Below are 24744 nucleotides of genomic sequence, written 5' to 3' on the forward strand. Positions count from 1 at the left end.
GCATTATAAATTGATTCGGTTTTTAGGCTTATGGCGCACACCGCTTTGCATGGCTTTCTGCATTTCCTCATAATTCTGCTCAGATGTTTTCTTGCATCCGTTCTCAATCCATACCAGAAGTTCGTCCTCATAGAAATAGAGTTGCTTGCCTTTCTTGTAGGCAGGGAGCAGCCCTTTCCTCACCAACGCATAGACGGTAGGCTTGGCTTTCTTGACAATGCGGCAAGCCTCTTCAATCCCTACCAACACGTGTTTGTCCTGTGTAGAGGGTTGGAGAGCCGATACCATTTGCTTTAATTCCGCGACCTGTTCGGTCAGATAAGTCACCGCTTGCGGCAGCTTATCGAAAGTGATTGTTTCTTGTTGCATACGCGACTTTTTTAATTGTTCGGGTGCAAAGGAAATGGGTGATTCAATGGTGGAATCATTCACTAAAATATAACCGATAGATAACTTTTTGAAGGTAATAAGAGATGATTACGAGGAATTTAAGTACCTTTGTTGTACGGAATACCCAATGGCTATTTAAGCTATAATTTATCTTTGATTGAATATATTAGAGGTAGATGATGGAGGGCTTTGTAAAAACTGACATATAATGAAGAAGATAGATGATAATTATAATTTTCAGGATGCTTATCTGAAGATGATGGAGGCAAAAGAGCATCATCGAACAATTGAGGAAATCGTCTGCGATCTTAAGAAGGAACTCGTGCCAGTGAAGGAGGAATCCTTCCTGATTCACGCTATGCGGCTGATTCTTGAACTGGATGCTAAAAAGGATTCGCCTCTATATACACATCTGCAATCACCTATGAGGCAGACACTTTACCTGATAGATGTGTATTACTCAATTGATATGCGGGAAGAATCTGTTGATATGGATGGTGAACGTTGGCAGAGAATTGCCATTTTGCTAGATGAAATAGAAATGACTTATTTTGTTAATATCGGCTTCCCCAATGATGGAGATTTGTACCATGATGAGCGCGATGAAAAGATAGAAGTATCATTACCAACATTCATGGGCTATTTTAGTAATGCTGTGTTAAGTTATGAGGAGCAGACGTTGGATAGAATTGTCAGATATCTCAAACCGTATGACGGATATATCAAATCACGTTGCGGTTTTGGAATAGATGAGGCATTGAAATTTATTATGCATGTGAGAGAATTGAATAATGGTAAATTAAATAGTATTTGCCAACCGTTCGCTGATAACTTACATTTTTACAGTGCTCATCCTGAGGAATGGTACAAATTGACTCAAAAGTTTGAGGAAAGAGGATTGGATGATCCACGTGATTGGTGGCATCAACCTGAATTAAGGGGCATGCTGGATAGTTTAACTACAAATCCAGGGGAAGTCGCAGTTCATGAATCAAAGGAATTGATGAATGTAGATATAGCTGCAGAAAGTTTGTGCCAGATCCTGAAGTTCTTTTCTTATGACAAGGATTCACAGAAAGGTAAGACTGTTTATTATGCCGGCAAACATCATTCGGAATCAAATCCACTTATTCCTGTGGGTGGAAAATATATTTGTCCTTGTAGTAAGTTCTTGTTTGAGGGGTTGTTCTTCAGACTGGATGATATGCTAATTAAAGATGTACCTACGAAAAAATATAAGCAGAACAAGGATTTTGCCTTTGAAAAGAAGGTTGCAGAAGTATTTAGAACTTTCTTTCCAGAAAAGGCCAAAATTTTTGCCAACTATAGCCTTGATGGTATTTCGGAGAATGATTTGCTGGTTATTATCGGAAACACGTGCATTATAGTAGAGATAAAGGATTGTAAATTTCGTGAACCATTTCGAGATCCACTAAAGGCATATGATAGGATAAAAAGGGATTATCAGAATGCTATCCAATTAGGCTATGACCAATGTAGACGCGTTGAAAAAGTGCTCTTGGATGGTAAAGATGTTGATATTCTTGATGCAGATGACAAGAAAAAGGTGTTATACCATTTAAAAAATGGAAATATCAGTGAGATATGGTCTATTGTTGTTACGGATTTTAAGTATGGAACAATTCAAACCAACCTTGGTAACTTACTGGAGAAGGATGAGGATGCCTTATATCCTTGGTCGGTTTGTATTGATGATTTGGAGGCGTTTTTCTTATTGATGAAGAAGATTCTTAAGGGTATTGCACCATCACGTTTCTTAGAGTTCCTTGATTACAGGGAAAGACTACAAGAGCACATTGTGTGTGGTGATGAATTGGAAATTTGTGGTTGGTATTTGAATGATCGTGAACAATTCAAGGAATATGCGGATAAAGACACGGTGATTAGTACGGATTACAATATGGGAGCTATCTTTGATGCTTATTATCACGTTGGACTTGGCTTTAAAAGCGAATTGGATTTGGAGTATAAAAAGTATTATAAGATACCGGACTATCCACGAAGTTTTGAATTGAATGAATTAAATGGCGATATCATTGAAAGGTGGAAGTAAAATTGCGTGAGTTCGGTGAAATGCATAAAGGTTATTTTTAAGATCTTATAGATGATATATTGTTCAATGTGGGACAGAAGATAAAGCCTGTGTCAGAGACTCTCAAACGATGGACTACTGGGATGAAATGGATAATGCCTAATGGTATTGCTGCTATGCAATTTTTCTATCCAGTTTAATCTTGCACTCAGATTCTGTGTGTGACATTTTGCGCTCAATGGTCGATATTTCTGAATCACGGAGAGTATGAGCGAATACCCTCTTTATAAATGTGGCAGTCTGTAAGCGTGGTTTGCCAAATGCCTTACCTATATTCCAACCAAAGTGCATGATGTCAATGTTTTTTAATTGAGCATCAACCTTTATTTGTTCTACTTTAGGCAGGGAATCGGATAGATAGTATTCCGTAATATATCCACATAAACGATTGAGGTCAGTTTCGCTAAGATAAAGAACCAAGTTTTGTTTCGTATATGTGAGAACCTTATCTAACTTTTCTTGTGATGCTCGTTCCTTTTTAGCCATAGCGTTGGCGCGGAACACCTCGTATTCTGTTGGCAGATTGGATTCTTCGATAGGTATATTATTGATAGTAGAAGGTGGGGCTTCTTCCTTTGGAAGTTCTGCCACGTCTTCGTTGAGTTCGGAACATGATGGAGTATAAACTTCTTCTGTTATGTCAGATGTAGTTTCGATTTCAATTTCGGGTTCTGGTTCAGAAATGATAGGTTCTGAATTTATAGCACTTTCGGCAAGTTCCGAGTTTACTGCTGGAGCTTCTACGACCACAGCCTTATTGCGGTAGCATTCAAATCTCATAAAGTACTTCTCTATTGTTGGTGAAAGGAATTGTCCGAATATCATTTGAAGATTGAAATAGATTGCTCCTATGATAATGGAGCATACCACGAAAATAAGATTGCTGCTGAACTCATCCCAACCATAGTGTAGTACGGTCTGACGGGCTAAAACACTAATGATAACGATTGTCCCGAAAACAATCAGATTCAAAGTTATATGTTCTATCTTTTTCTGCTCCATAGTGATGTATGTTAATCGTTTGTGTGCAAATATATATCATTTGCAAGGTGTATAGATACATTTCCATGGAAGTGGCAGCTTTTGGCACTGATAGGTAGCATTATTCCAGGTTGACTGTGATACAATAGAAAAGAAAAGTCCGACATAGAGTAAAACCAAGTCGGACTTTTAGAGTGGGTATCAACAATTGTATGTGTTAGCTGCGTTTTTTGGAATAAAAAGAGATGTGCCTTTCTGTTTGGAGGCAACTCTACTGATAAGCCATTTTCTGAATGCTATGGAATGTCCTGTATTTATTTGATAGGACAGGGCTATAATCATGTTGAGATTATACACATCGGCATTGTTTCCATTCTCTAACCTTATACATTGGCAGACTTCATATTCCTTTAAGATATTGGCTTTCAATATCGCTTTTATTCGGGAGTTGATTACACCAGCTGTTGTATAGAATAGGTCGGCAATCTCCCAAGCAGTCATCCATACTTCACCATCAGAAATATGGATGCCTTGTTCGTAGTTTATTATGATTCCTCGCTTCATGGCTACAATTTATTTGAGTGATATTTTGTTGGCTGTCTCTCGTTTCTTGGCATTTACGAGGTCTGCATATATCTGAGTCGTGGACACGTTCTTATGCGTTAGCATCTTTGAAACGGTGTAAATGTCTGTACCTAAAGAAATTTGGATAACTGCGTAGCTATGTCGGAAGCAATGAAAGCTGATTGATTTGGTGATTCCGGCTTTTTTGAGCCAGTTTTTCAGCGGATAGTTAATCATGCTCCGCTTCAAATCCTTGAATACTTTACCCGTTCCGGGTGTGCCGCACAGTTCGTAGGCTTCGTAGCTGATGGGGAGTGTAGCTTCCGTCTGGGTTTTCTGTGTTCTGATACGCAGGCAATAGCCTTGGTCGGGAGCGAGGGCGAAGTCTTCCCATTGCAGGTTGAGAATGTCGCTGATACGTAATCCGGTCAGGCAAGCGAACAAAGAAGCCGCTTTCAAGACCGGGATGTCACAAGGAGTGGCGGCAAGTTGCTTTACCTCGTCCAGTGTCAGATACTCCTTCTTCACATCTTGCGGCTCAATCTTATCAAGGTAGTCATTGATGTTCTCCCGAAACCATTTGTCCCGATAGGCAATCTTCAACAATCCTCTAAAAGTGGAGTAGTAGCCGGATGCCGAATTGAGGGATATAGGGCGATTACTATGTTTGAGTTGCTTGGCGTTCAGCAGGTATTCACGGAACTTCTTGCACAGATCCACATTCACATCGCCAAAGGTGCATTGCCCTTTGACGAAGTTGTGGAAATGCTGATAGACAAACTGCCATTTCTGGTCCTTGTTCCGGCACATCTTCTTGAAGTAGGCAAGTAAGTCAGCTTTCTGCTTGGTCTTATCCAAGAAGCCGAACTCCTCATTGATAAGCGATTGAACTCTGATGCAACGGATAGCCTCTGCCTTGTTCAGCATATCGTTGTTGAACTCCCGTTCCATTTCGTTCTTCGGGTGGGCATAGATGTAGATACCGAGATATTCGCGGCGGCTCATCTGCATGGTTTCAGGATTACGGACTGCCGGATAATAATCCAGATACAAGGAGATGCGATTATTCCGAATCGCTCTCTGACGAACTGTTACTTTTGTACACGTGTGTGCCATACTGTTTATATTTAGAGTTTTACAATTGTTTGGTGCAAAGGAAAAGGGTGATTCAATGGTGGCTACATTCACCGAGAAAAAACCATCCATCGGATTATTCTATCTTTGGAGCTGCGAGTAGCTTATCCAGTTCGGGCTTGGAAATGAGCGTGTATTTGCCTTTCTTGACCTTCGGGATATTATGATATTTCACATAATGGTAGAGCTGGTCACGGGTAAGATTGAACCTCTTCATCGCTTCGGCTACCGTATAATATTGCGGTTCTTCGGGCGCAGCAACTCCTTTGGCTATATCCACGTGCTTCTTAGAATAGTACACCATGATGCCTTCTTTCTTCTTCGGAATGGCATTCTTGTAAACGAAAGTGTAGATAGCGGAGAGGGTCATGCCGAATTTGTCCTGCATTTCTTGGGTGCTGTACCATTCTGTGATGTCTGCATTAGGCTTTTTCTTGGCAAAGTAAGAGTCTATGTGCTTCTTACTCCAGTAGGTTTTACCACGATTGAAAGTGCGAGGTATGTTTTGTTTCTTGGCTATGGCGAATACCCACGATTCATGGACATGGTATTTCTCTTTGACTTCGGCAGTGGTGTAGAAGTCAGTGATAGGGGCTTTCTCTTTTGTTGGAGCATGAAACTCTACTGGGTTATTGAATCGTTCATCTATATCCTCTTTATTCAAAGGTATTTGAAGCCTAATCGAATGACCTTTAATTCACCTCGTTTTATGTAACTGTAAACGGTAGGTCGGGTTACTCCGAGGTAGATTGCAGTTTCGGTAATTGTTAGAAACGGTTTGTCTTTGATTTTTTCGATAGGCTTTTCTACAATCTTCTTCTCCACGATTTGATTGTTTGCCTTAATCGCTTCGTCACGCTTCTTCTTTTTGTAAAGAGCGTTGGCGCATTGTTTGGAACAACACGCAGTAGTTGTCTTTTGGGCGATAAACTCTTTACCGCACCAAGCGCAAATCCGCTTAATTTTCAAGTTGCTACTCATTTTATTTCACCTTTATTTCTCCGTTATTTCTGTAAATTCCCGTAAAACCGTGTAAAATGGCGTAAAGTCCCTCTATTACCTTTCCATCGGCATCGCGAGCATCAAATAAGCGAGCAACAAATGCGGTACAAAAATGAGCTGAAAAAGCTCTATAAACGATGACTATCGCTTATAAGGCTAAAAAGAAAGGCGTTCAAAATGAACGCCTTAATAATTGTTGATGACATATGCTAATCGATGGTAATCACCTGTCATTTCCCGATGCAAAACCTCTCAAATATATTCCCCAACACCTGGTCTGTCGTGACCTCTCCGACGATATCTGAGAGGTGGAAGATGCATTCTCTTAGGTCTTGGGAGATGAAATCACCGGAAAGGTTGGCGGATAAGCCTTCCTGGACGCGGTGGATGGACTCGAGGGCGTGGGTCAGGGCTTCGTAGTGGCGGATGTTGGTGACGATGATGTCGTTTTGGGATAAAGAAGGGATATGGGCGGCTTGGATCAGAAGATCTTGCAACTCGTCGATATGCTCTCTTTTCTTGGCCGAGATGAAGATGGATTTTACGTTTTCGGGAAGAGACGCAACGTTGCGTCTCACAGAGATGACATCGGATGTGCCGGTGAGCAGGTCGGCTTTGTTGAAAACGAGGATTAGCTGCTTCCCTTCTGAGCGGGGCAGTATCTTTTCGGATAATTGGGCGATCTGCAAGGATGCATCGGCGGCATCTATCATCCAGAGGACAATGTTTGCCTGGTCGAGTTTTTGGAAGGTTCGTTCGATACCGATACTTTCGATCACATCATGCGTTTCGCGGATGCCGGCGGTGTCGATGAAACGGAAAGTGATTCCTCCGATGTTAATCGTGTCTTCAATGACGTCACGAGTCGTGCCGTGGATATCGCTGACAATCGCTTTGTCCTCATTCAGTAAGACATTCAGCAGAGTCGATTTTCCGGCATTCGTCTCACCTATGATCGCAACCGGAATGCCATTCTTGATCGCGTTTCCTACACTGAAAGAGTTGGCCAGGCGTGATATGACCGTTTCGATATGGGCCGCCAACGTGCTAAGTTCACTACGGTCGGCGAACTCCAATTCCTCATGGTCGCTGAAATCCAGTTCCAGTTCCATCAAAGAAGTGATATGCAGAAGTTGTTCGCGCAAGTTCCTTAGTTCATGGCTGAAACCACCGCGCATCTGGTTTAATGCCAAACGGTGCTGGCCGGCTGAGGTCGAGGCGATCAAGTCGGCAACCGCCTCGGCTTGGCTCAAGTCCATCTTGCCGTTCATGAAGGCGCGTTGCGTATATTCGCCGGGGAGGGCGGATCGGCAACCGCTTTCAATCAAAAGCTGCATGATCTGTTGCTGGACGTAGACGGAACCGTGGCAGGTGATCTCTACCGTATCTTCGCCGGTAAAAGAGTGAGGTGCACGGAAAAGGGCGACCAACACCTCGTCTATGAGTTCTTCACCACGCCTGATACTACCGTAACGCAATGTATAGGCCTTCTGTGACAACAGGTCTTTCCCTGCAGTACTCGGTACGAATATCGTGTTGCAGATTGCGATTGCTTTCGGTCCGGAAACGCGGATGACGGCAATCCCCCCGGCTCCGGGGGCTGTTGATACGGCGCAGATAGTATCTTCCATTAGTCTATACGGTTATTAATTCATATTTCTGTGTTCCGAGGCCGATCTTTTCAGCATGTTCCAACCCTGCCTGCCAGTTTGTATCGGGGTGCATGATATGGAATTTGTCGCAACCTTCCAGGTGCTCGTGATGGGGAGAGTCGGAAAGGCGATTGCCTGTCTCCAGGATCGGAGCTTTGATCACCATATCGGCACAAGCCTTGTCTAATGCGACCGGGTCAAAAGAGGCGGCGATACCCAAATCAGGCACAATCGCCGCATCATTATGGTTCCAGCAATCACATTCAGGCGAGACATTCATGATAAAACTGATATGGAAATTCGGTTTGCCCGACAAGACAGCTTTGGAATATTCGGCAATCTTATAGTTCAAACGTTCTGACGTGTCGCCTTCCCCCATGACGGCTCCGTCGTATTGGCAAAGAGCGACGCACTGGCCGCAACCGACACACTTAGCGTAGTCGATTTCCGCTTTACGCGAAGCGTTCAAATGAATGGCATCGTGGCGGCAATGCTTGACGCATATATTGCAACCTTTGCAACTTTCGATGTCGATTCGGGGTTGCGATGCCGAGTGAAGTTCGAGTTTTCCACCCACACTGGCACATCCCATGCCGAGGTTCTTCAAAGCGCCGCCGAATCCGGTCTGCTCGTGTCCTTTGAAATGGTTCATGGTAATGACAATGTCTGCATCTGCAATGGCGGAACCGATTTTAGGAGCTTTGCAATATTCACCGTCGATTTCGATTTCACGGTATTCGGTCCCTTTCAGGCCGTCGGCGATAATCACATCGCATTTGGCGGAAATAGGGTTGAAACCGTTTTCCATTGCACTCTCCAAATGATCTACAGCATTGGCGCGGCGACCTGAATACAAGGTGTTGCAATCCGTCAGGAAAGGCTTTGCCCCTAAGCCGCGAAGCAACGTAGCTATTCGGGCAGCATAGTTCGGACGAATATAAGCCAGGTTGCCCGGTTCGCCGAAATGGATCTTAATCGCTACAAACTGATTTTGGAAATCAATGTTTGTTATGCCCGCACGTTTTACAAGACGTTCCATCTTGTCCAGCAGGTTGCTGGATGGGGTCGTACGGAGATTGGTAAAGTAAACTTTAGACGTTTCCATTTGTTTATTGGTTTTTATGTGGACAAAGGTACGAAAAAAACTATTCTTCCTGCGAGTTGTTGGTTTTGTAGATTGGCTTTTATATAGTATTTTTGTGTCAAATCAGTTAAATTATGGACATGTTTCGGTTAAACCATGAGCAATTACTTAAAGGCGTAAATCTGAGTTTCCAACGTTACTTATCCCGGCAGGTCAAGTGGGACAGGAGATTGATCGGTATCTTTGGTGCGAAAGGTGTGGGAAAAACTATGCTTTTGTTGCAACATATCAAATCAGCTTATGGCGATTCTCATGAAGCCCTGTATTTGCCGCTCGATAATATATGGTTTCAGGAACGGCGTATGTTGTCCGAAACGGTCAAGCAATTCTATGAAAAGGGGGGCAGACATCTTTTTCTGGATAATGTCCATCGGTATGGAAGCTGGACACAGGCGATAGAGCGTTTGCAAGAGAATTATCCTGATATGCAGATTGTGTTTGCCGCACCTTTGCTGGTCGAAGGTGAAACGATGGAGCCGTCTTTTGGTGAGAAAGGCGATTGGTATACGTTGCATACCATGTCGTTCCGTGAATATTTGTCCTATGAAGGTGCGCTGGATCTCAAACCGGTCCCGTTGGACGAGCTTTTGCTTAACCATGCGGAAGTGACGCAACAGGTGATGGACGAAATAAACGTAGTCCCCATTTTCCGGAATTATCTGGAACATGGTTGCTATCCTTTCTATTGGGAAGATCCGGATGCCTTCAATTTCCGTTTGCAGGATTTGGTACGGGATTCGGTCGATGTGGACCTGCCTGCCATTCGCCAGATGAACAATGCCATGTTCCGGAAGATGAAACAATTGCTGATTCAGCTTGCTAAAGAGGCTCCGGAATTTCCCCGCATGCAAACGTTGACATCCAAGTACGAGATGGATAACACGCAGATGCACAAGTTACTGGATTATGTAAAAGAGATAGGAGCGCTCCGCTTTTTACAGGTCAGGAAAGAAGACGGCGGACTGGCCCGTTCGTATCGTTCTTTTCTGGCGAACACGAATCTGATGGCAAGCCTTTTCCGGGAGATGGAGCGGATTTACTTGGGCGAGACATTCTTTGTCGATCAGATGTCTAATTGCGGGACGGTAGAACTTTTGCATAATGGAGATTATCGTGTGAATGAAAAATACACGTTCGTGATCGGTGATCCGCTGATGGACTATGAACGTATCAAGAATGTGGAAAATACGTTTGCCGCCATACACGGACAGCCTAAGAGCGTAGGAAACAAGATGCCTATCTGGGCGCTTGGCCTTTGTTATTGATAGATTTTGTCGTAAAACTAAATATGTGAGTTATGTTGGAGAATATGAAAAACAGACGGACGATCCGTAAATATACTGCTCAGGACATTCCGGATGCCTTATTGAAAGAATTGCTGGAAGTTGCCGCCCGTGCATCAAATACGGGGAATATGCAGTTGTATAGCGTGGTTATTACCCGCGATAAGGCGAATAAGGAAAAGTTGGCTCCCGCCCATTTCAATCAGCCGATGATCACAACAGCCCCAGTCGTGATCACCTTCTGTGCCGATGCCAACCGTTTTGTGAAATGGGCGGAGCAGCGCGATGCCGTGGCTGGTTTCGACAATTTCCAGACTTTTATCGCTTCGACTATCGATGCGATGCTGTTTGCCCAGAGTTTCTGTACGGCGGCCGAAGAAAAAGAATTGGGAATCTGCTATTTGGGAACGACGGCCTATAATGCGGATAAGATTATCGACGCTTTGTCGCTTCCACGCCTGGTTGTCCCTATCGTGACGGTCACGGTCGGCTATCCCGACGGAATACCCGCCCAGGTGGAACGCCTGCCGCTCGGAGCGGTTATCCACCAGGAGGTTTATACGGATTATACGCCAGCCTCTATTGATGCGTTGTATCACGATAAAGAAGAATTGGAAGTAAATAAGCAATTCGTACGGGAGAATGATAAGGAAACATTAGCCCAAGTGTTTACGGATGTACGTTATACAAAGGCCAACAATGAATATTTCTCCGACGTATTACTGAAAGTTTTGAAAGATCAGGGCTTTATGAAATAATCTGCACGTTGTAGTGTATGAACAGCCCGCATTCGATAACCCCGGTGATCGATTTGATCGATTCTTCCAGGTTATTGGGGATATTATCGAACCAGGCATCGAGAATCAGGTTCCCGTTCTCCGTGATCACGGGACCGTCTTTCCCTTCGGCCATTCTTAATTTGATTTCTTTAGGATTATAAGCCCGGAGCACTTCTTCGACGTAGGTAAGTGCTTCGGGAAATATCTCTATGGGTATCGGGAAGCGAGATCCTAATTTGGTTACGATCTTGGACGGATCGGCAATAATGTAGGTGCGGGGACTGGAACTGATCAACAACTTTTCTTTGAACATCGCTCCTCCGCGCCCTTTAATCATATTATGTTCCGTGTCTATTTCGTCAGCCCCGTCGAATGTCCAGTCCGGTTTGTGTTCCCACAGGCTGGTGACAGGGATACCCAAACGGGCGCATGCCATACGGATTTCCTGCGAAGTCGGGATTGCGCGGATATGCAATTGTTCGTTTTCCACCCGTCCGGCGATTTTCAATAAGGCCAGATAAGCAGTCGAGCCCGAACCTACCCCGATGATCTCTCCCTCTTTTACCATCGAGGAAATGATATCCGCCACTCTCTCTTTCTCTTCTCTGTTGGAGATGTTTTTTCCCCACTCTAAAGATGATAATATTGTCTTTCCCCATTCCATGATTCGTATACCTTAATATATATAAAGAACAACCGGCAAGGGGCTTCGGTTCTCAGATCCGGTCTAATACCGTTTCGATCAGACCGGTCATGGAACCTTTGTATTCGGTATTCATGTCTTTGGCCACCCGTCCGGCAATGATGCAACACACGGTCATAGCACGATGTCCCATCAAGGCGGACAGTCCGGCGAGGGACGAACTTTCCATTTCAAAGTTGGTAATCCGACTACCGTTGAACTCGAAGGCTTCTATCTTCCGGTTCAACTCCGGATCGGCAAGTGGCAGGCGTAGCTGACGGCCTTGCGGACCGTAAAAACCGTTAGCCGCAATCGTTACTCCCCGGATAATATCGTCTTGCGTGATCTGTTCGATCAGTGAAGGATCGGCTGAAACGACATAGGGTTGAATGCCGCTCAGCTTCCATTCCAATTGCCCTATCAGTTCCGATTCGAAAGCCCTGTCGCGCACCTTCTCGGAGCCGGCATAGAAATACAGGACTCCGTCGAACCCGACCGATTTCCCCGCCGCCACATAGGTCCCGACAGGAACGAACGGCTGCAATCCTCCTGAAGTGCCGACACGTACCATTGTCAGTTGCCGGAATTCCGGCTTGATGGTACGAGAGGCAAAATCGATATTTGCCAGTGCGTCCAGTTCGTTCAGGACGATGTCGATATTATCCGTCCCGATGCCGTGTGAAAGCGTTGTGATGCGCTTTCCTTTATAAGTACCGGTGATGGTGTGAAATTCGCGGCTCGACACTTCGCATTCTTTCGTATCGAAGTAGGAGGCGACGGTATTTACACGATCGGGATCGCCGACCATGATAATCTTGTCGGCGAGCTGTTCCGGTTTCAGATGCAGGTGAAAGCAACTGCCATCGGGATTGATGATAAGTTCAGAAGGAGCGATCATTGTCTTAGTCTTTTAATGGTTTCGAAGGCGCACTTGACGGTTTGGCGATTGCTTCGCGCATGCCAGTGTCTGCCTCGATATTCTTCATCTTATAATAATCCATGATACCCAAATTGCCACTACGGAATGCCTCAGCCATAGCCTTGGGCACTTCGGCTTCGGCTTCGATAACCTTCGCACGGGCTTCCTGCGCTTTGGCTTTCATTTCCTGCTCGACGGCAACGGCCATGGCACGACGTTCTTCGGCTTTTGCCTGGGCGATATTCTTGTCGGCCTGAGCCTGGTCCATCTGGAGGAATGCGCCGATGTTCTTGCCTATGTCGATATCAGCAATGTCGATAGACAGGATTTCGAAAGCTGTTCCGGCATCCAGTCCTTTGCGGAGCACGAGTTTGGAGATAGAGTCAGGATTCTCCAGTACGGTCTTATGATTTTCGGACGAACCGATAGAGGAAACGATACCTTCGCCGACACGGGCCAGAATTGTCTCTTCGCCGGCTCCTCCGACCAATTGCTTGATATTGGCACGAACCGTCACACGCGCTTTGGCGATTAGCTGGATACCATCTTTGGCAACGGCTGTAACAGGAGGCGTGTCGATGACTTTCGGGTTTACCGACATCTGTACGGCTTCGAATACGTCACGTCCTGCCAGGTCGATAGCGGTTGCCATCTGGAAAGGGAGGTCGATATTCGCTTTCGATGCGGAAACCAGGGCATGGACAACCTTTTCGACATGTCCGCCTGCCAGGTAGTGCGCTTCCAGTTCGTCACGGGTCAACGTTTTCAGACCGGCTTTGTGGGCTTCGATCATGGCGCGAGTGATGATATAAGGCGGCACATTACGGATACGCATCAGGAAAAGCTGTATCAGTGAGATGTTGACACCTGAAACTTTTGCCGAGATCCACAGGAGGAACGGCACATAATAAAAGAAAATTACCAGCAGCAATATCGCTGCTCCCAAAAGGGCAATAGGCACAAAGGTCATTTCCATGTGAGTAGAATTACGATTTATGAATTATGATTTATTTTTCTATTCTCAATTTTAATTTTTAATTCTTACGACTACATTGTAACCGTCGACACGTATAACTTCGACCGGTGTGTTTTCGTCAATCAGCTCGTCCACCGATTTGGCCTCCACGGTAATCCCGTTAATACGAGCCTTCCCGATAGGGGCGAGGCGTGAAAGCGTCAAACCTTCGTCGCCCGGCACGATTCCCAAGTCACGGCTGGACACCAGTTTGGAATCTATGTCGGTTTTCAAAGCCACCCGGTTGAAAGATTTGGAACGCAACAACCAGACGAAAGAGCCCACGAACACAAGCAATGATACCGCCAACGTCACATTTCCCACCGGCGTACTGACCGAGTAGGCGTAGATCAAACCGCCGGCAGCAAAGAGGAATCCTCCGACACCGGCCACCGTAATACCCGGTAACATAAATATTTCCAGCAGGATGAGCACGATGGCTACAACCATAAGGAAAGCGATGATGAGCGTTTCGAATATCATAAACACTTGTTTTATCGTTTGTTTTTCAGATAATTGATCTCAGCATTACGAGCTTTCTTTTCCAGTTCGCCGGGCTGTTCCAACAAAGCATTCAGTTGTTCTTCCGCTTGTAGGATGGTCGGCTTCAACTGCTCTTTGCGGGCCTTGTTGCCTTCGGCATAGGAAGTGCGCAGGCCGTCGAGTTTTTCATTCAGCTCTTTGATCTGCTTGTTCAGGGCAACCACTTTTTCGTAGTAGCTCTTTGCTTCCGGGCTGTTGATCTCATCCAATTTGTAGTAGACGATATCATTGCCTATGATGAATTCAAAATCCTTTTCGATCTTCTCTTCCCCATAGGGAATTTCCGTATGGGACAGGCGAATCAGGTCGGCATAATCGGAACCTTCCTTCCAGGAATCCCGGATGGAAGTGATCGCGGCACGGGTCCGTTTCATTTCGATGTCTTCGCTCTCCACCCGTTTGTGTTCCGGATTCGGGATGAAAAGATAGACGCAGGCTTTTCCTTCCGGCTGGAAACGATCGGAGACGAACCAACCCAATCCTTTCACTTCGTCGAAGACCATCATATAGTCGTTGTAGGGCGAATTGAAAGGCATACCCAATTGTTCCGGCGCCAGATACGTGTCGGAATTGGTGTTGTAACGGGTGACGAAGAGGTCATAACCACCTATCGAACCGTTCCCTTTGGAGGAATAATAGATTGTGGCGCCATCGGAAAGGACAAACGGATAGTTGTCGTCGTTGTTGCTGTTGATATTCATCGGCAACTGTTTTTCGTCTCCCCATTCGTCCATAAGCATGGACTGGCTGAAGAGGCAATAGCGGTCGTTGTCCGTCGAATGGGCATAATAAATCTTGTCGCCTTTCTGGTTCTTGTATACGGTCGAGTTCACTGGTTCGTTTGTCTGGAAGAAATCTTTGTAGGAATCGAGCGTGCCGCTTTCTTCGCTCAGGATATAAGCGGAAAGGAAATCGTCTTTGTCCACGACCAGGCTATCGATGATCTGCACGTCTTCCACCTTTTCCATCATGCGTTGTGCATTGTTTGCCAGGTCGAGCTTGGCTTCGAACAATTGCGGGTCCTGTTTTTTCTTTGCCAGCAGGTTGATATATTCCTCCAACATTTCACCGGCTTCGTCGAAACGATAGGTCTTGTAGTAGACTTCGGACATATAGCGGTATGCTTCCTGCACTTTGCGCTTGACGGCTACTTTCAGATGCTTTTCCGCACCGACCAGATCGCCTGTTTCGTAGCAACAGACGCCATACCAATGATTATAGGAAGAGTTGCTTGGTGCTTGTTTGACCAGTTTTTCGAAGGCGGGCTTGGCTTCCGCATACTTGCCTTCATTGTATAATTTCTTTGCTTCGGCCAGACTTTGTGCATGCAGTCCGCCGCAGAGTAACGTAATTCCTATTGTGTAAAACAGTTTGTTAGATAACCAATTCATCGATTTTAGATTTATGAATTATGATCTATGACTCGGATTTATGGTTTATAATTCATAAATCTAAAATCATAAATCATTACTTTTGTGTCCGATTACAAAAATAGGAATTAAAATCAAGAATCAAAACCCTTATTTTTTAATTCTTAATTTTTAATTCTTAATTAGTAAAGTATGGCAAAGTTGACAGAAGAAGAACTCCTGTTTCGTAAAGTAGAAGAGAAAGTCAAGAAGGCGATATTCGAATACGGCCTGATCGCAGATGGCGACCGTATATTGGTCGGATTGTCGGGTGGAAAAGATTCGCTGGCGCTGGTGGATCTGCTCGGACGCCGTTCCAAGATATTCCGGCCCCGGTTCGAGGTGGTCGTGACGCATATCGTGATGTCGAATATTCCTTATCGTTCGGATATCGGCTACCTGAAAAGCCGGGCCGACGAGCACGGCCTTCCTTTTTTCGTGCACGAGACGAGCTTCGACGCTTCGACCGATACCCGCAAATCCCCTTGTTTCCTTTGCTCCTGGACACGGCGGAAAGCCTTGTTCGATATCGCAAAGAGGCACGGTTGCAACAAGATTGCCTTCGGACATCATCAGGATGATATTCTCGAAACCCTTCTGATGAATATGATCCACCAGGGAGCGATCGGAACGATGCCGCCGCGCCTGAAGATGGACAAGTTCGATATGGAGATTATCCGCCCCATGTGCCTGGTGGAGGAGAAAGACTTGACCCGGATTGCTGTGTGGAGGGGATATCGGAAACAGATCAAGAATTGCCCGTACGAATCCGGCTCCAGCCGTTCGGACATGAAGGAGGTGTTATCGCGTCTGGAGGCGATCAATCCTGAGGCGCGCTATAGCCTTTGGAACAGTATGTCGAATATTCAGGAGGATTATCTTCCTCGTAAACTCAAATAAATTATGCAAGGATTTTATACTATTCTGTTATTGGTCGTATCCAATATCTTTATGACGTGTGCCTGGTACGGGCATCTGAAGATGAAGCAGCAGTTCAGCTGGTTCGAGCATCTGCCGCTGATCGGCGTTGTCTTGTTCAGCTGGTTTTTAGCATTTTTCGAATATTGTTTCCAGGTCCCGGCCAACCGGATGGGTTTTCGCGATAATGGCGGGCCGTTTAACCTGATCCAGTTGAAGGTGATCCAGGAGGTGATTACGCTGGTTGTCTTTGTCGGTTTCAGTTCGATTGCCTTCAAAGGCGAGTCGTTTAAGTGGAACCATGCGCTGGCTTTTCTGTTTCTGGTGGCGGCGGTTTATCTGGTGTTTAAGAAATAGGGAGGGAAAGAGGTTTTGTCTTTTGTCTGAATGATAAATCATCATTTATGATTCACATCTGCCAAGATATGAGTCTGTGAAGTTGTTCCTATAGATGCCTGTCGCTTTCCGAAAAGACAGGTATCGGTTGCCGGATAGATGCCTACCTTTTTGCTGCTACCCTATAGGCTTTTCCCGGACAGGCTAAAGGCTGTATTTTTTAGCCTATAACCTATATTTTACGGGACAGGAACCAATCAGATCCCTTATATGACAAAAACAGAAAACAGGGTTCACGGCGGTAAAAGGCTAATGGCCAGCGATTTGTTGTGAAGGTTGTGAAGGCTGTGAAACCTGTTTACGATCAGCCAATCCTATCGGTCGATCCCGCCTTTTTTTATCCTGCATTCACAGGGTTCACAGCAACATGCTGATCTACAGAGTCCCCCGAACAGTGTGAACCCTAATTAAATAAAATAACCAGGGGGTATTTAGAGGATAATCTAAGAAAAACTGAACCTGTATTTTAGGCACGGATTACACGATTTACACGGTTTAAATATGTTTTGAAAAAAACTTCTTGCCGTGTAATCCGGTAATCCGTGCCTAAAATACAGGTTCAAATCTAACCTCCGTTGAGTAAGTGACTGCATCACCCAATCACTGTTGAGCTAAATAAATTATCTCATTAGAAAGAATATTTGGACTTGTAAATGATGATTTATCTGCATATAATATAGAGCAGCAAAAAGGGGCTACCCTTGACTTACGCCCGGCAGCCCCTTTTTTATTTCGGATTTTAAATCTTATTTGCTGGATGAATAGTTTTTATTCAACACATCAATAAACTCGGCAGTGATATCGTATGCCGGATTTGACAACAAAATATTATCACCCATCGTATTGCTGAAAATGATCTGATAACCTTTTGTCTGATTGAAAGTCGTCAACTGAGCGACGATCGTATCGCGAAGCTGCCCGTTCAGTTCCATCTGCTTGGCAGCCAACTCTTGTTCTTTCTTAGCCGCATAGTTCTGAAGTTCCTCCTGCTTTTTCTGCAAACGATTTCCTTCCTGCTGCGCTCTTTCCGTGGTAAGAAAAGCATTTGCTTCATATTTACGTTGGAAATCATTCAACTCTGTCCGTAAGGCATTTGACCGTTGGGTCATATCTAAACGATAATCTTCCTGCATTTTGAGGATGCGTTCATTCAGATCTTTCGAATAGTTGTAATTCGATAAAAGAGAATCTACATTCACATATGCTATAGGAAGCAAATTGGTAGAATCTCCCTCCGTTGTGAAAGCCGGAGCTACTGTGGATTCTTTTTTACTGGAAAACTGCATAACAAACAAGATTATGACAGCCACCGCGAGCACACCATTAATAACGTAGTTAATGTTCTTCATAAAGTGTAAATTAAATCTTTATTTTATTTTATTCTTCTATTTCCTTTATTCTATCATACAGATTCTTCTGCAAACTATCTCGCTTATGCTGGGTTTTAGCACAGCATATACCTTTCTTCCTTAGTGCCGCGTTACCTTCAATGTGTGTATTAGGAAACTTCCCTCCTTTTTTGAAAAGAACTTTTACACTGAGCAACACAACACAAATAACAAGAATTATGACGGTAATCAATAACGTTGTAAGCATTTTCTCTATATTTGTGGACGCAAATATAAGAGTTTAAGTGATTGGAAAGTATGTTTTTGGTATTTAATTGTACTTTTTTTCATACAAACCTCTGTTTGCAGTGGTATTATTAACTATAGAGTAACATCTATAATATATTGTAACATTATGAAGATTACTGATTTAAAACCTGAAATCGTCTGGAAGTTCTTCCACCAGGTAACACAAGTGCCCCGTCCTTCAAAGAAGGAGGGAAAAATGATCGAATTCCTTGAATCGTTCGCTAAACAGTATAAAATAGCTATCAAAAAAGATGCCGCAGGCAACATCCTGATGTCTAAACCGGCTACTCCCGGCAAAGAAAACCTGCCGACAGTCGTTCTGCAATCCCATATGGATATGGTGTGCGAAAAGAATAATGAAACCGCACATGATTTCGACAACGATCCGATCGAAACAATCGTCGAAGGGAATTGGCTTCACGCCAACGGTACGACTTTAGGAGCCGACAATGGTATCGGTGTAGCCGCCGAACTGGCAATCCTCGCTTCCGACGATATCGAACACGGACCGATCGAATGCCTTTTCACCGTAGACGAAGAAACCGGACTGACCGGAGCCAAAGCTCTCGAAAAAGGATTTATGACAGGCGATATCCTGCTGAACCTCGATAGCGAAGACGAAGGCGAAATCTTTATGGGATGCGCCGGCGGTAAGGACACGCAAGCCGTATTCCACTATGAATCGCGCGACACCAATCCGAACATGCAATATTTCAGGATCGGAGTGAAAGGTTTGAACGGAGGACATTCCGGCGGCGAAATACACAAAGGTTTGGGTAATGCCAACAAAGTATTGGTCCGCTACCTGTACCTGTTGAACAATCAGGTAGATTTCAATCTTTGCTTTATCCAAGGCGGTAACCTACGCAATGCCATCGCACGTGAAGCACAGGCGGTTATCGGCCTGTATCCGGAAGACAAGGAGACAGCACGCATCCTCTTGAACCACTATACGGCAGACATTGAAAACGAACTGAAACACGTCGATCCGAACGTACGGATTTCAATGGAATCGACAGACCGGCCGGATAAATACATAAGCGATTTATGGGCACAAAAAATCATCCTGGCATTGCACGCTTGTCCGCACGGCGTAATCGGCATGAGCCACGACATCGAAGGCTTGGTCGAGACTTCCACCAATTTGGCTTCCGTCAAGATGGGGCCGGACGATACGGTCATCGTAGGCACAAGCCAGCGCAGCTCCATCGAATCATGCAAGAATATGATCGCCAACCAGGTCGCATCCGTTTTCAAACTGGCAGACGCAGTCGTCACTCACGGCGACGGTTATCCCGGCTGGGCGCCTAACCCGGATTCAAAGATCCTGAAAGTGGCACAGGAAACCTATAAACGTTTGTTCAACAAAGATGCCAAAATAATGGCGATCCATGCAGGATTGGAATGCGGTTTGTTCCTTGAAAAATACCCGAACCTGGATATGATTTCATTCGGGCCGACACTTCGAGACGTCCATTCTCCCAACGAACGCATACAGATTGATACCGTTGGTTTGTGGTGGTCTCACTTACTCGAACTATTAAAGAGCATCCCTGCAAAATAAAACGATATATTTTCCGTTATAAAAAGAGGATTAACATTCGACGGATGTTTTTCCTCTTTTTTTATGTTAATGCCCGAAAACTTATTTATAATAAATTTGTTTTCTTATTGACATTATATGGTAAATAATAATTTACCCGGACTATTAATAATTAATGAAATGAAAAAATTAGCCGCTCCGCTACTCATCTTATTCTTTATAGCACTCAACCTGTTGTCGTGCGACGGGCTGGACGAGAACTATTCGAGCAATCCCAACCATCGGCTGAGCTTCTCGGTCGACACGCTTTCTTTCGATACGGTGTTCACCACAATAGGCTCCGCAACCAAAGAATTCATGATCTACAACCGTAACGATCAGCCTTTGCTGATCAGCGAGATCATGTTGGCAAGCGGTGAAGAGACCGGTTTCCGCATCAACGTGGACGGGCGTAAAGGCGACCATTTCCAGGATGTAAGGATACAGGCAAACGACAGTTTGTATGTATTTGTGGAAGTAACCGTCAATCCGAATGCATCCAACCAGCCGCTACTGGTGGACGATTCCGTAATCTTCACGACAAACGGTATCAAACAGTCTGTTCGCCTCGAAGCATACGGACAAAATGTAAACCTGTATAAAAACGGGCTTATCCTGACACAGGACACTCATTTTACAGCCGAACGCCCCTACCTTATATATGACAGCCTGGTTATTTCTCCAAATATCACGCTCAACATCGATCCGGGCGTAACTTTCTATATGCACGACACCGCGAAAGTTATCACATACGGGACATTGCTGGCCAAAGGGACACGCGAAAATCCAATCGTCTTCCGCGGAGACCGTCTGGACTTCATCCTGAACGACATCCTGCCCTACGACAGGACACCGTCGCAATGGGGAGGTATTTTCTTCCGCCCGGAAAGCTACAATAATATTATGGACAATGTAATCGTGCGGAACGGAAAAACAGGACTGACGTTCGAAAAATCGTCTCCGGACGAATCCAAGCTGAAATTAAGTAATTCCCAGATCACGAATATGGGAGAAAACCTGTTCTTCGCACTCAATTGCAATATAGAAGTGACCAACACGGAATTGACGAATGCCGGAGGTGGTGTCGTCGTCCTGATTGGCGGAGAATACCGTTTCATCCATTGCACGCTTGCTAATTTCATGACATTGGAAAAACGGAACACGTCTTGCCTCACGATGGCAAACAATGCAAATAAAGAGACTTATCCGCTCAAAGCGACATTCGACAATTGCATTGTCGACGGCAGTTTCGATGCCGGCAAGGAAGAGTATAAAGGAGAACTCAATCTATCCATCGACGGTGCAGCATCATTCGAATACCTGTTTAACCATTGTGTGGTTAAAACCAATGGCAGCAACAATGATCACTTCAAAGAGGTATTGTTCACAAATGCCAGTCCGTCCTATAGGCTAAAGGGCGGTGAAAAGAACAAATACCGCTTCGACTTCCGCCCGGATTCGCTGACGACTTTAGGAGTAGGCAAGGCGGATATCTTTATCACGCAACAATATCCGGTAGACCGCTACGGCGTTAACCGCCTCACAAACGACGGACCGGATATCGGAGCCTACGAGTTCGTACCGAAAGAAGATGAAACTAAATAAAACGATATGACCCGGATCTTAACTATGACGTTTTTTATCCTGACACTGTTTTCCTTGTCTTCACAAGGGCAAACAGACTTCCGTGTGATGAGCTACAATGTCGAGAACCTGTTCGACACGAAAGACGATCCGCTTACCGCCGACAACGATTTCCTTCCCTCCGGTAACCGCCACTGGACACATGGACGATTTTACCATAAATTACAGCAATTGGCAAAAGTCATTACGGCAGCGGGAGAATGGAGCACTCCGGCTTTGATCGGACTTTGTGAAGTTGAAAACGATTCCGTACTTGTCCGGCTTCTGAATTTCACTCCGCTCCGCCGGCAACATTACCGTTATTGCATGACGCACGGACAAGACACGCGAGGCATCAACGTGGCATTGCTTTACCAACGGGACAAGTTCCGCTACCAAGGACACACGGAGCACCCGGTCCGTTTTACCCGCAAACAACATAAACATACCCGTAATATCCTGCATGTATGGGGAGATGTAATTACCGGAGAGCGGATCGATGTTTTTGTCTGCCACTTTCCATCCCGTTACGGAGGAGAAAAAGAAAGCGAACCGGATCGTTTGGATGCGGCACGTACCCTGCGTACATTATGCGATTCGATCCATAGCCTCCGTCCTGCCCCGCATATCCTGATCATGGGGGATTTTAATGATACGCCGGACGACACGAGCATCCGAGAAATATTGGATGCGCATCCGTTTCCAATTCCATGCCTGTCCGGTTCAGGTTCCATGCCTATGGAACTCCGGACAGATGCTTATCCGTCACTCCATCTATACAACCTATTTGCCAAGAACAGGCCGACTCTTCCGGGAAGTCATAAGTATCAAGGAGAATGGAGCCAGTTAGATCAAATCATCCTGTCGTCCTCTCTCACCGACACCACCTCCCGGATGCAGGTCATCCCAGAAAGCGCCCGCATCTTTTCTCCGCCATTCCTGCTTATAAAAGATAAAACCTGGCGTGGCGAACGCCCTTTCCGCACCTACTACGGTTTCAAATACGAAGGCGGCTACAGCGACCATCTCCCCTTGATCGTCGACTTTCTACTATTGAAATAAATTATTACTTTTGTTTTTCCAAATACACATACAATATGTACAAACTATATATCGCTATTCTGTTTTTTTGCATACAGACAGTAAGCGCCCAACAACTCCGTCAGCCATTTGATTTCCCGATCTTGTTGAGCGGTAATTTCGGGGAGTTGCGTAACAACCATTTTCATTCCGGAATAGATTTTAAAACACAAGGAGTTGAAGGGAAGCCCGTTCACGCCGTAGAGGACGGATATGTATCACGCATATCTGTCAGTCCGTGGGGATACGGAAACGGCTTATACCTGACACATCCGGACGGGACGACAACCGTCTACGGCCATTTGCAACGATTCGCTCCTTCCATCGCCCGATACCTCAAAGCACAACAATACGAGCAGGAAAGCTTCAACGTGAACCTGTTCCTCGACCCGGACCAACTCCCGGTCAAAAAAGGGGAAATCGTCGCCTACAGTGGAAACACCGGAAGTTCGGGAGGTCCGCATCTCCATTTCGAAGTGCGCGACACGGAGAGTGAAGAGGTCCTCGACCCGATCGAATATTTCAAAGAGAAGATAACCGATACCCGTCCGCCGAAAATACAAGGAATCCTGATCTGCCCGCAACAGGGCAAAGGAGTGGTCAACGGCAGCAGTCGTAAACTGGAGCTTAAACCGGTCACGGCCAAAAATGGCAAGCAAACCATCACCGGTAAGATCGAAGCCTGGGGAGAAGTCGGACTGGCGGTTAAAGCCTACGATTATATGGATAATACGACAAACATCTACGGAGTGAAAGATATTACCCTCCGTCTGGACAGCCAGATTATCTACCATAGCAACCTGGACCGCTTCGCTTTCGACGAGACCCGCTTCCTGAACAGCTACGTCGATTATGAGGAATGGACAGAGCGCCGTTCCTTCTATATGCGCAGTTTCGTAGAACCGGGTAACCGCCTCCGTTTCAGCGAAAGCGTCAACCGGGGAATCATCCACATAGAAGAAGAGAAAACGTATCACCTCACGTACACGCTCGCCGATGCATTCGGAAACACCACCAAACTCTCCGTTTGGATAGAAGGGAAAGAACAGGAGATTCCGGGGATCGAGACCGAAGGTACAGAGCAGTTTCATTGGATGGCAGACAACCGGTTCGGAGCAAAAGGCATCCGGATGACCATTCCGAAAGGCAACCTGTATGACGACCTGCATTTCCGCTATTCGGTGAAGGAAGACAGCACGGCATTGGCTGATACGCACATTCTGCATAACCGCCCTGTTCCGCTTCACAACTCGGCTCAACTGTCCTTGCGTTTACGGATCGACACATTGGAAAACAAGCAACAATACGGCATCGTCCGTACCCTGAAAGGACGCCAATCCTGGATCGGAGGAAGCTACCGGAACGGTTGGATCGACGGCACGATCAAAGAACTGGGTAACTATACGATCGGGCAAGACACCAAAGCACCGACAATCACCCCGATCAACGCCGACACGTGGATCGGCAAACAGGCATTCGTATTCCGCCTGTCTGATAACCTGAGCGGCGTACAAACCTACCGGGGAGAAATAGACGGACAGTACGTCTTGTTCGAAATGAACAGCAAATCAGTCATTACCTACAAGTTCGATAAAGAACGGCTCGAAAGAGGAAAACATACCCTCAAACTAACCGTTACGGATGCCGCCGGAAACCAATCGGAATATAAGCATCCTTTTGTCTGGTAAAATAAAGAATTTGCCGTCTAATTGAACATGCCTCCTAACGCATAGGGTTACGAGGACTAACCCTATGCGTTACGACTGCTAAAGCATAGCTATGTCTATTCCTAAAATCACTTGTCATTTTTTGGGTAGTTAAACGACTTCACTTGTCAATACTATTTCAGTTACCCTGGCTCGCTTGTCACCTCTGCTTAATTGTCCCGAAAGGCTTGT

At 45.4% G+C, this 24744-nt stretch carries 22 protein-coding genes and 1 pseudogene; 9 read left to right on the forward strand and 14 right to left on the reverse strand.

Going from position 1 to position 24744, the window contains the following annotated elements:
* Positions 1–3 precede the first annotated feature (3 nt).
* On the reverse strand, positions 4–369 hold the full coding sequence (locus H8S65_RS15925; RefSeq protein ID WP_186930850.1) for a helix-turn-helix domain-containing protein: 366 nt from the start codon (positions 367–369) through the stop codon (positions 4–6).
* A 229-nt stretch (positions 370–598) separates the two neighbouring features.
* On the opposite strand from H8S65_RS15925, the gene H8S65_RS15930 reads away from it, so the two are divergent.
* Positions 599–2464 (forward strand): nuclease-related domain-containing protein, encoded by a 1866-nt coding sequence (locus H8S65_RS15930; protein WP_186930851.1) that lies wholly within the window; start codon positions 599–601, stop codon positions 2462–2464.
* A gap of 153 nt (positions 2465–2617) precedes the next feature.
* On the opposite strand, the gene H8S65_RS15935 is transcribed toward H8S65_RS15930, so the two are convergent.
* The 6 genes and pseudogenes from H8S65_RS15935 to H8S65_RS15960 all read right to left on the reverse strand — a co-directional run bounded on the left by H8S65_RS15935 (position 2618) and on the right by H8S65_RS15960 (position 8941).
* On the reverse strand, positions 2618–3505 hold the full coding sequence (locus tag H8S65_RS15935; protein ID WP_186930852.1) for a mobilization protein: 888 nt from the start codon (positions 3503–3505) through the stop codon (positions 2618–2620).
* Positions 3506–3685: 180 nt separating this feature from the next.
* On the reverse strand, positions 3686–4048 hold the full coding sequence (locus H8S65_RS15940; RefSeq protein WP_186930853.1) for a virulence RhuM family protein: 363 nt from the start codon (positions 4046–4048) through the stop codon (positions 3686–3688).
* A 9-nt stretch (positions 4049–4057) separates the two neighbouring features.
* Positions 4058–5164, reverse strand: a complete 1107-nt coding sequence (locus H8S65_RS15945; protein ID WP_186930854.1) for a site-specific integrase — start codon at positions 5162–5164, stop codon at positions 4058–4060.
* A 94-nt stretch (positions 5165–5258) separates the two neighbouring features.
* Positions 5259–6163: pseudogene (locus H8S65_RS15950) on the reverse strand (helix-turn-helix domain-containing protein).
* A 251-nt stretch (positions 6164–6414) separates the two neighbouring features.
* Complete coding sequence (mnmE, locus tag H8S65_RS15955; protein ID WP_186930855.1) at positions 6415–7815, reverse strand: tRNA uridine-5-carboxymethylaminomethyl(34) synthesis GTPase MnmE; 1401 nt, start codon at positions 7813–7815, stop codon at positions 6415–6417.
* A 4-nt stretch (positions 7816–7819) separates the two neighbouring features.
* Positions 7820–8941 carry a DUF362 domain-containing protein gene (locus H8S65_RS15960; protein ID WP_186930856.1) on the reverse strand — a complete coding sequence of 374 codons (1122 nt, stop codon included), beginning with the start codon at positions 8939–8941 and terminating at the stop codon, positions 7820–7822.
* 113 nt (positions 8942–9054) lie between these two features.
* Between H8S65_RS15960 and H8S65_RS15965 the strand changes: the two genes are divergently transcribed.
* Positions 9055–10245 carry an ATP-binding protein gene (locus H8S65_RS15965; RefSeq protein WP_186930857.1) on the forward strand — a complete coding sequence of 397 codons (1191 nt, stop codon included), beginning with the start codon at positions 9055–9057 and terminating at the stop codon, positions 10243–10245.
* A gap of 32 nt (positions 10246–10277) precedes the next feature.
* Entirely contained in the window at positions 10278–11021 is a 744-nt protein-coding gene (locus H8S65_RS15970) for a nitroreductase family protein (protein ID WP_186930858.1), read from the forward strand.
* Here the strand turns inward: H8S65_RS15970 and rpiA are convergent.
* From rpiA to H8S65_RS15995, 5 genes are read right to left on the reverse strand one after another with little or no spacing between them, the layout of a single operon-like run.
* Positions 11011–11706, reverse strand: coding sequence for a ribose 5-phosphate isomerase A (gene rpiA, locus H8S65_RS15975; RefSeq protein WP_186930859.1), 696 nt, complete (start codon positions 11704–11706; stop codon positions 11011–11013). The genes H8S65_RS15970 and rpiA overlap by 11 nt on opposite strands.
* Positions 11707–11758: 52 nt before the next feature.
* Complete coding sequence (locus H8S65_RS15980; RefSeq protein ID WP_186930860.1) at positions 11759–12622, reverse strand: nucleoside phosphorylase; 864 nt, start codon at positions 12620–12622, stop codon at positions 11759–11761.
* A 4-nt stretch (positions 12623–12626) separates the two neighbouring features.
* On the reverse strand, positions 12627–13619 hold the full coding sequence (gene floA / locus H8S65_RS15985) for a flotillin-like protein FloA (RefSeq protein WP_186930861.1): 993 nt from the start codon (positions 13617–13619) through the stop codon (positions 12627–12629).
* A gap of 51 nt (positions 13620–13670) precedes the next feature.
* Positions 13671–14141, reverse strand: a complete 471-nt coding sequence (locus H8S65_RS15990) for an NfeD family protein (protein WP_186930862.1) — start codon at positions 14139–14141, stop codon at positions 13671–13673.
* Positions 14142–14152: 11 nt separating this feature from the next.
* Positions 14153–15592 (reverse strand): tetratricopeptide repeat protein, encoded by a 1440-nt coding sequence (locus tag H8S65_RS15995; protein WP_186930863.1) that lies wholly within the window; start codon positions 15590–15592, stop codon positions 14153–14155.
* 171 nt (positions 15593–15763) lie between these two features.
* On the opposite strand from H8S65_RS15995, the gene H8S65_RS16000 reads away from it, so the two are divergent.
* Together H8S65_RS16000 and H8S65_RS16005 are read left to right on the forward strand one after the other, a co-directional pair.
* Entirely contained in the window at positions 15764–16510 is a 747-nt protein-coding gene (locus H8S65_RS16000) for a tRNA 2-thiocytidine biosynthesis TtcA family protein (RefSeq protein ID WP_186930864.1), read from the forward strand.
* A gap of 3 nt (positions 16511–16513) precedes the next feature.
* Positions 16514–16885: a DMT family protein gene (locus tag H8S65_RS16005; protein ID WP_186930865.1), complete on the forward strand. Its 372-nt coding sequence runs from the start codon at positions 16514–16516 to the stop codon at positions 16883–16885.
* A gap of 785 nt (positions 16886–17670) precedes the next feature.
* Here H8S65_RS16005 and H8S65_RS16010 read toward each other — a convergent pair.
* Both H8S65_RS16010 and H8S65_RS21130 read right to left on the reverse strand, forming a co-directional pair.
* Positions 17671–18273 carry an OmpH/Skp family outer membrane protein gene (locus H8S65_RS16010; protein ID WP_186930866.1) on the reverse strand — a complete coding sequence of 201 codons (603 nt, stop codon included), beginning with the start codon at positions 18271–18273 and terminating at the stop codon, positions 17671–17673.
* A 28-nt stretch (positions 18274–18301) separates the two neighbouring features.
* A complete protein-coding gene (locus H8S65_RS21130; protein WP_255489271.1) occupies positions 18302–18520 on the reverse strand; it encodes a hypothetical protein in 219 nt (72 codons plus the stop codon).
* 147 nt (positions 18521–18667) lie between these two features.
* On the opposite strand from H8S65_RS21130, the gene H8S65_RS16015 reads away from it, so the two are divergent.
* The 4 genes from H8S65_RS16015 (at position 18668) to H8S65_RS16030 (ending at position 24534) form a co-directional block, all read left to right on the forward strand.
* The gene (locus tag H8S65_RS16015) at positions 18668–20125 is read left to right on the forward strand and encodes an aminoacyl-histidine dipeptidase (protein ID WP_186930867.1); all 1458 of its coding nucleotides are present in this window, start codon (positions 18668–18670) and stop codon (positions 20123–20125) included.
* A 159-nt stretch (positions 20126–20284) separates the two neighbouring features.
* Complete coding sequence (locus H8S65_RS16020) at positions 20285–21748, forward strand: right-handed parallel beta-helix repeat-containing protein (RefSeq protein WP_186930868.1); 1464 nt, start codon at positions 20285–20287, stop codon at positions 21746–21748.
* Positions 21749–21754: 6 nt separating this feature from the next.
* Positions 21755–22828: an endonuclease/exonuclease/phosphatase family protein gene (locus H8S65_RS16025; RefSeq protein ID WP_186930869.1), complete on the forward strand. Its 1074-nt coding sequence runs from the start codon at positions 21755–21757 to the stop codon at positions 22826–22828.
* A gap of 35 nt (positions 22829–22863) precedes the next feature.
* Positions 22864–24534, forward strand: coding sequence for a M23 family metallopeptidase (locus H8S65_RS16030; protein WP_186930870.1), 1671 nt, complete (start codon positions 22864–22866; stop codon positions 24532–24534).
* The last annotated feature ends 210 nt before the right edge of the window (positions 24535–24744 follow it).

The sequence above is a fragment of the Parabacteroides hominis genome (genome assembly GCF_014287585.1).
Lineage (GTDB): Bacteria > Bacteroidota > Bacteroidia > Bacteroidales > Tannerellaceae > Parabacteroides > Parabacteroides hominis.

Coding starts and splice junctions, on each gene's coding strand:
- H8S65_RS15935 (WP_186930852.1), bottom strand. CDS start 3,505: ATGGAGCAGAAAAAGATAGAACATATAACTTTGAATCTGATTGTTTTC.
- H8S65_RS16030 (WP_186930870.1), top strand. CDS start 22,864: ATGTACAAACTATATATCGCTATTCTGTTTTTTTGCATACAGACAGTA.
- H8S65_RS15970 (WP_186930858.1), top strand. CDS start 10,278: ATGTTGGAGAATATGAAAAACAGACGGACGATCCGTAAATATACTGCT.
- H8S65_RS15960 (WP_186930856.1), bottom strand. CDS start 8,941: ATGGAAACGTCTAAAGTTTACTTTACCAATCTCCGTACGACCCCATCC.
- H8S65_RS16010 (WP_186930866.1), bottom strand. CDS start 18,273: ATGAAGAACATTAACTACGTTATTAATGGTGTGCTCGCGGTGGCTGTC.
- H8S65_RS16025 (WP_186930869.1), top strand. CDS start 21,755: ATGACCCGGATCTTAACTATGACGTTTTTTATCCTGACACTGTTTTCC.
- H8S65_RS15925 (WP_186930850.1), bottom strand. CDS start 369: ATGCAACAAGAAACAATCACTTTCGATAAGCTGCCGCAAGCGGTGACT.
- mnmE (WP_186930855.1), bottom strand. CDS start 7,815: ATGGAAGATACTATCTGCGCCGTATCAACAGCCCCCGGAGCCGGGGGG.
- H8S65_RS15940 (WP_186930853.1), bottom strand. CDS start 4,048: ATGAAGCGAGGAATCATAATAAACTACGAACAAGGCATCCATATTTCT.
- H8S65_RS15930 (WP_186930851.1), top strand. CDS start 599: ATGAAGAAGATAGATGATAATTATAATTTTCAGGATGCTTATCTGAAG.
- rpiA (WP_186930859.1), bottom strand. CDS start 11,706: ATGGAATGGGGAAAGACAATATTATCATCTTTAGAGTGGGGAAAAAAC.
- H8S65_RS15990 (WP_186930862.1), bottom strand. CDS start 14,141: ATGATATTCGAAACGCTCATCATCGCTTTCCTTATGGTTGTAGCCATC.
- H8S65_RS16000 (WP_186930864.1), top strand. CDS start 15,764: ATGGCAAAGTTGACAGAAGAAGAACTCCTGTTTCGTAAAGTAGAAGAG.
- H8S65_RS15945 (WP_186930854.1), bottom strand. CDS start 5,164: ATGGCACACACGTGTACAAAAGTAACAGTTCGTCAGAGAGCGATTCGG.
- H8S65_RS16020 (WP_186930868.1), top strand. CDS start 20,285: ATGAAAAAATTAGCCGCTCCGCTACTCATCTTATTCTTTATAGCACTC.
- H8S65_RS16015 (WP_186930867.1), top strand. CDS start 18,668: ATGAAGATTACTGATTTAAAACCTGAAATCGTCTGGAAGTTCTTCCAC.
- H8S65_RS15965 (WP_186930857.1), top strand. CDS start 9,055: ATGGACATGTTTCGGTTAAACCATGAGCAATTACTTAAAGGCGTAAAT.
- H8S65_RS21130 (WP_255489271.1), bottom strand. CDS start 18,520: ATGCTTACAACGTTATTGATTACCGTCATAATTCTTGTTATTTGTGTT.
- H8S65_RS15980 (WP_186930860.1), bottom strand. CDS start 12,622: ATGATCGCTCCTTCTGAACTTATCATCAATCCCGATGGCAGTTGCTTT.
- H8S65_RS16005 (WP_186930865.1), top strand. CDS start 16,514: ATGCAAGGATTTTATACTATTCTGTTATTGGTCGTATCCAATATCTTT.
- H8S65_RS15995 (WP_186930863.1), bottom strand. CDS start 15,592: ATGAATTGGTTATCTAACAAACTGTTTTACACAATAGGAATTACGTTA.
- floA (WP_186930861.1), bottom strand. CDS start 13,619: ATGGAAATGACCTTTGTGCCTATTGCCCTTTTGGGAGCAGCGATATTG.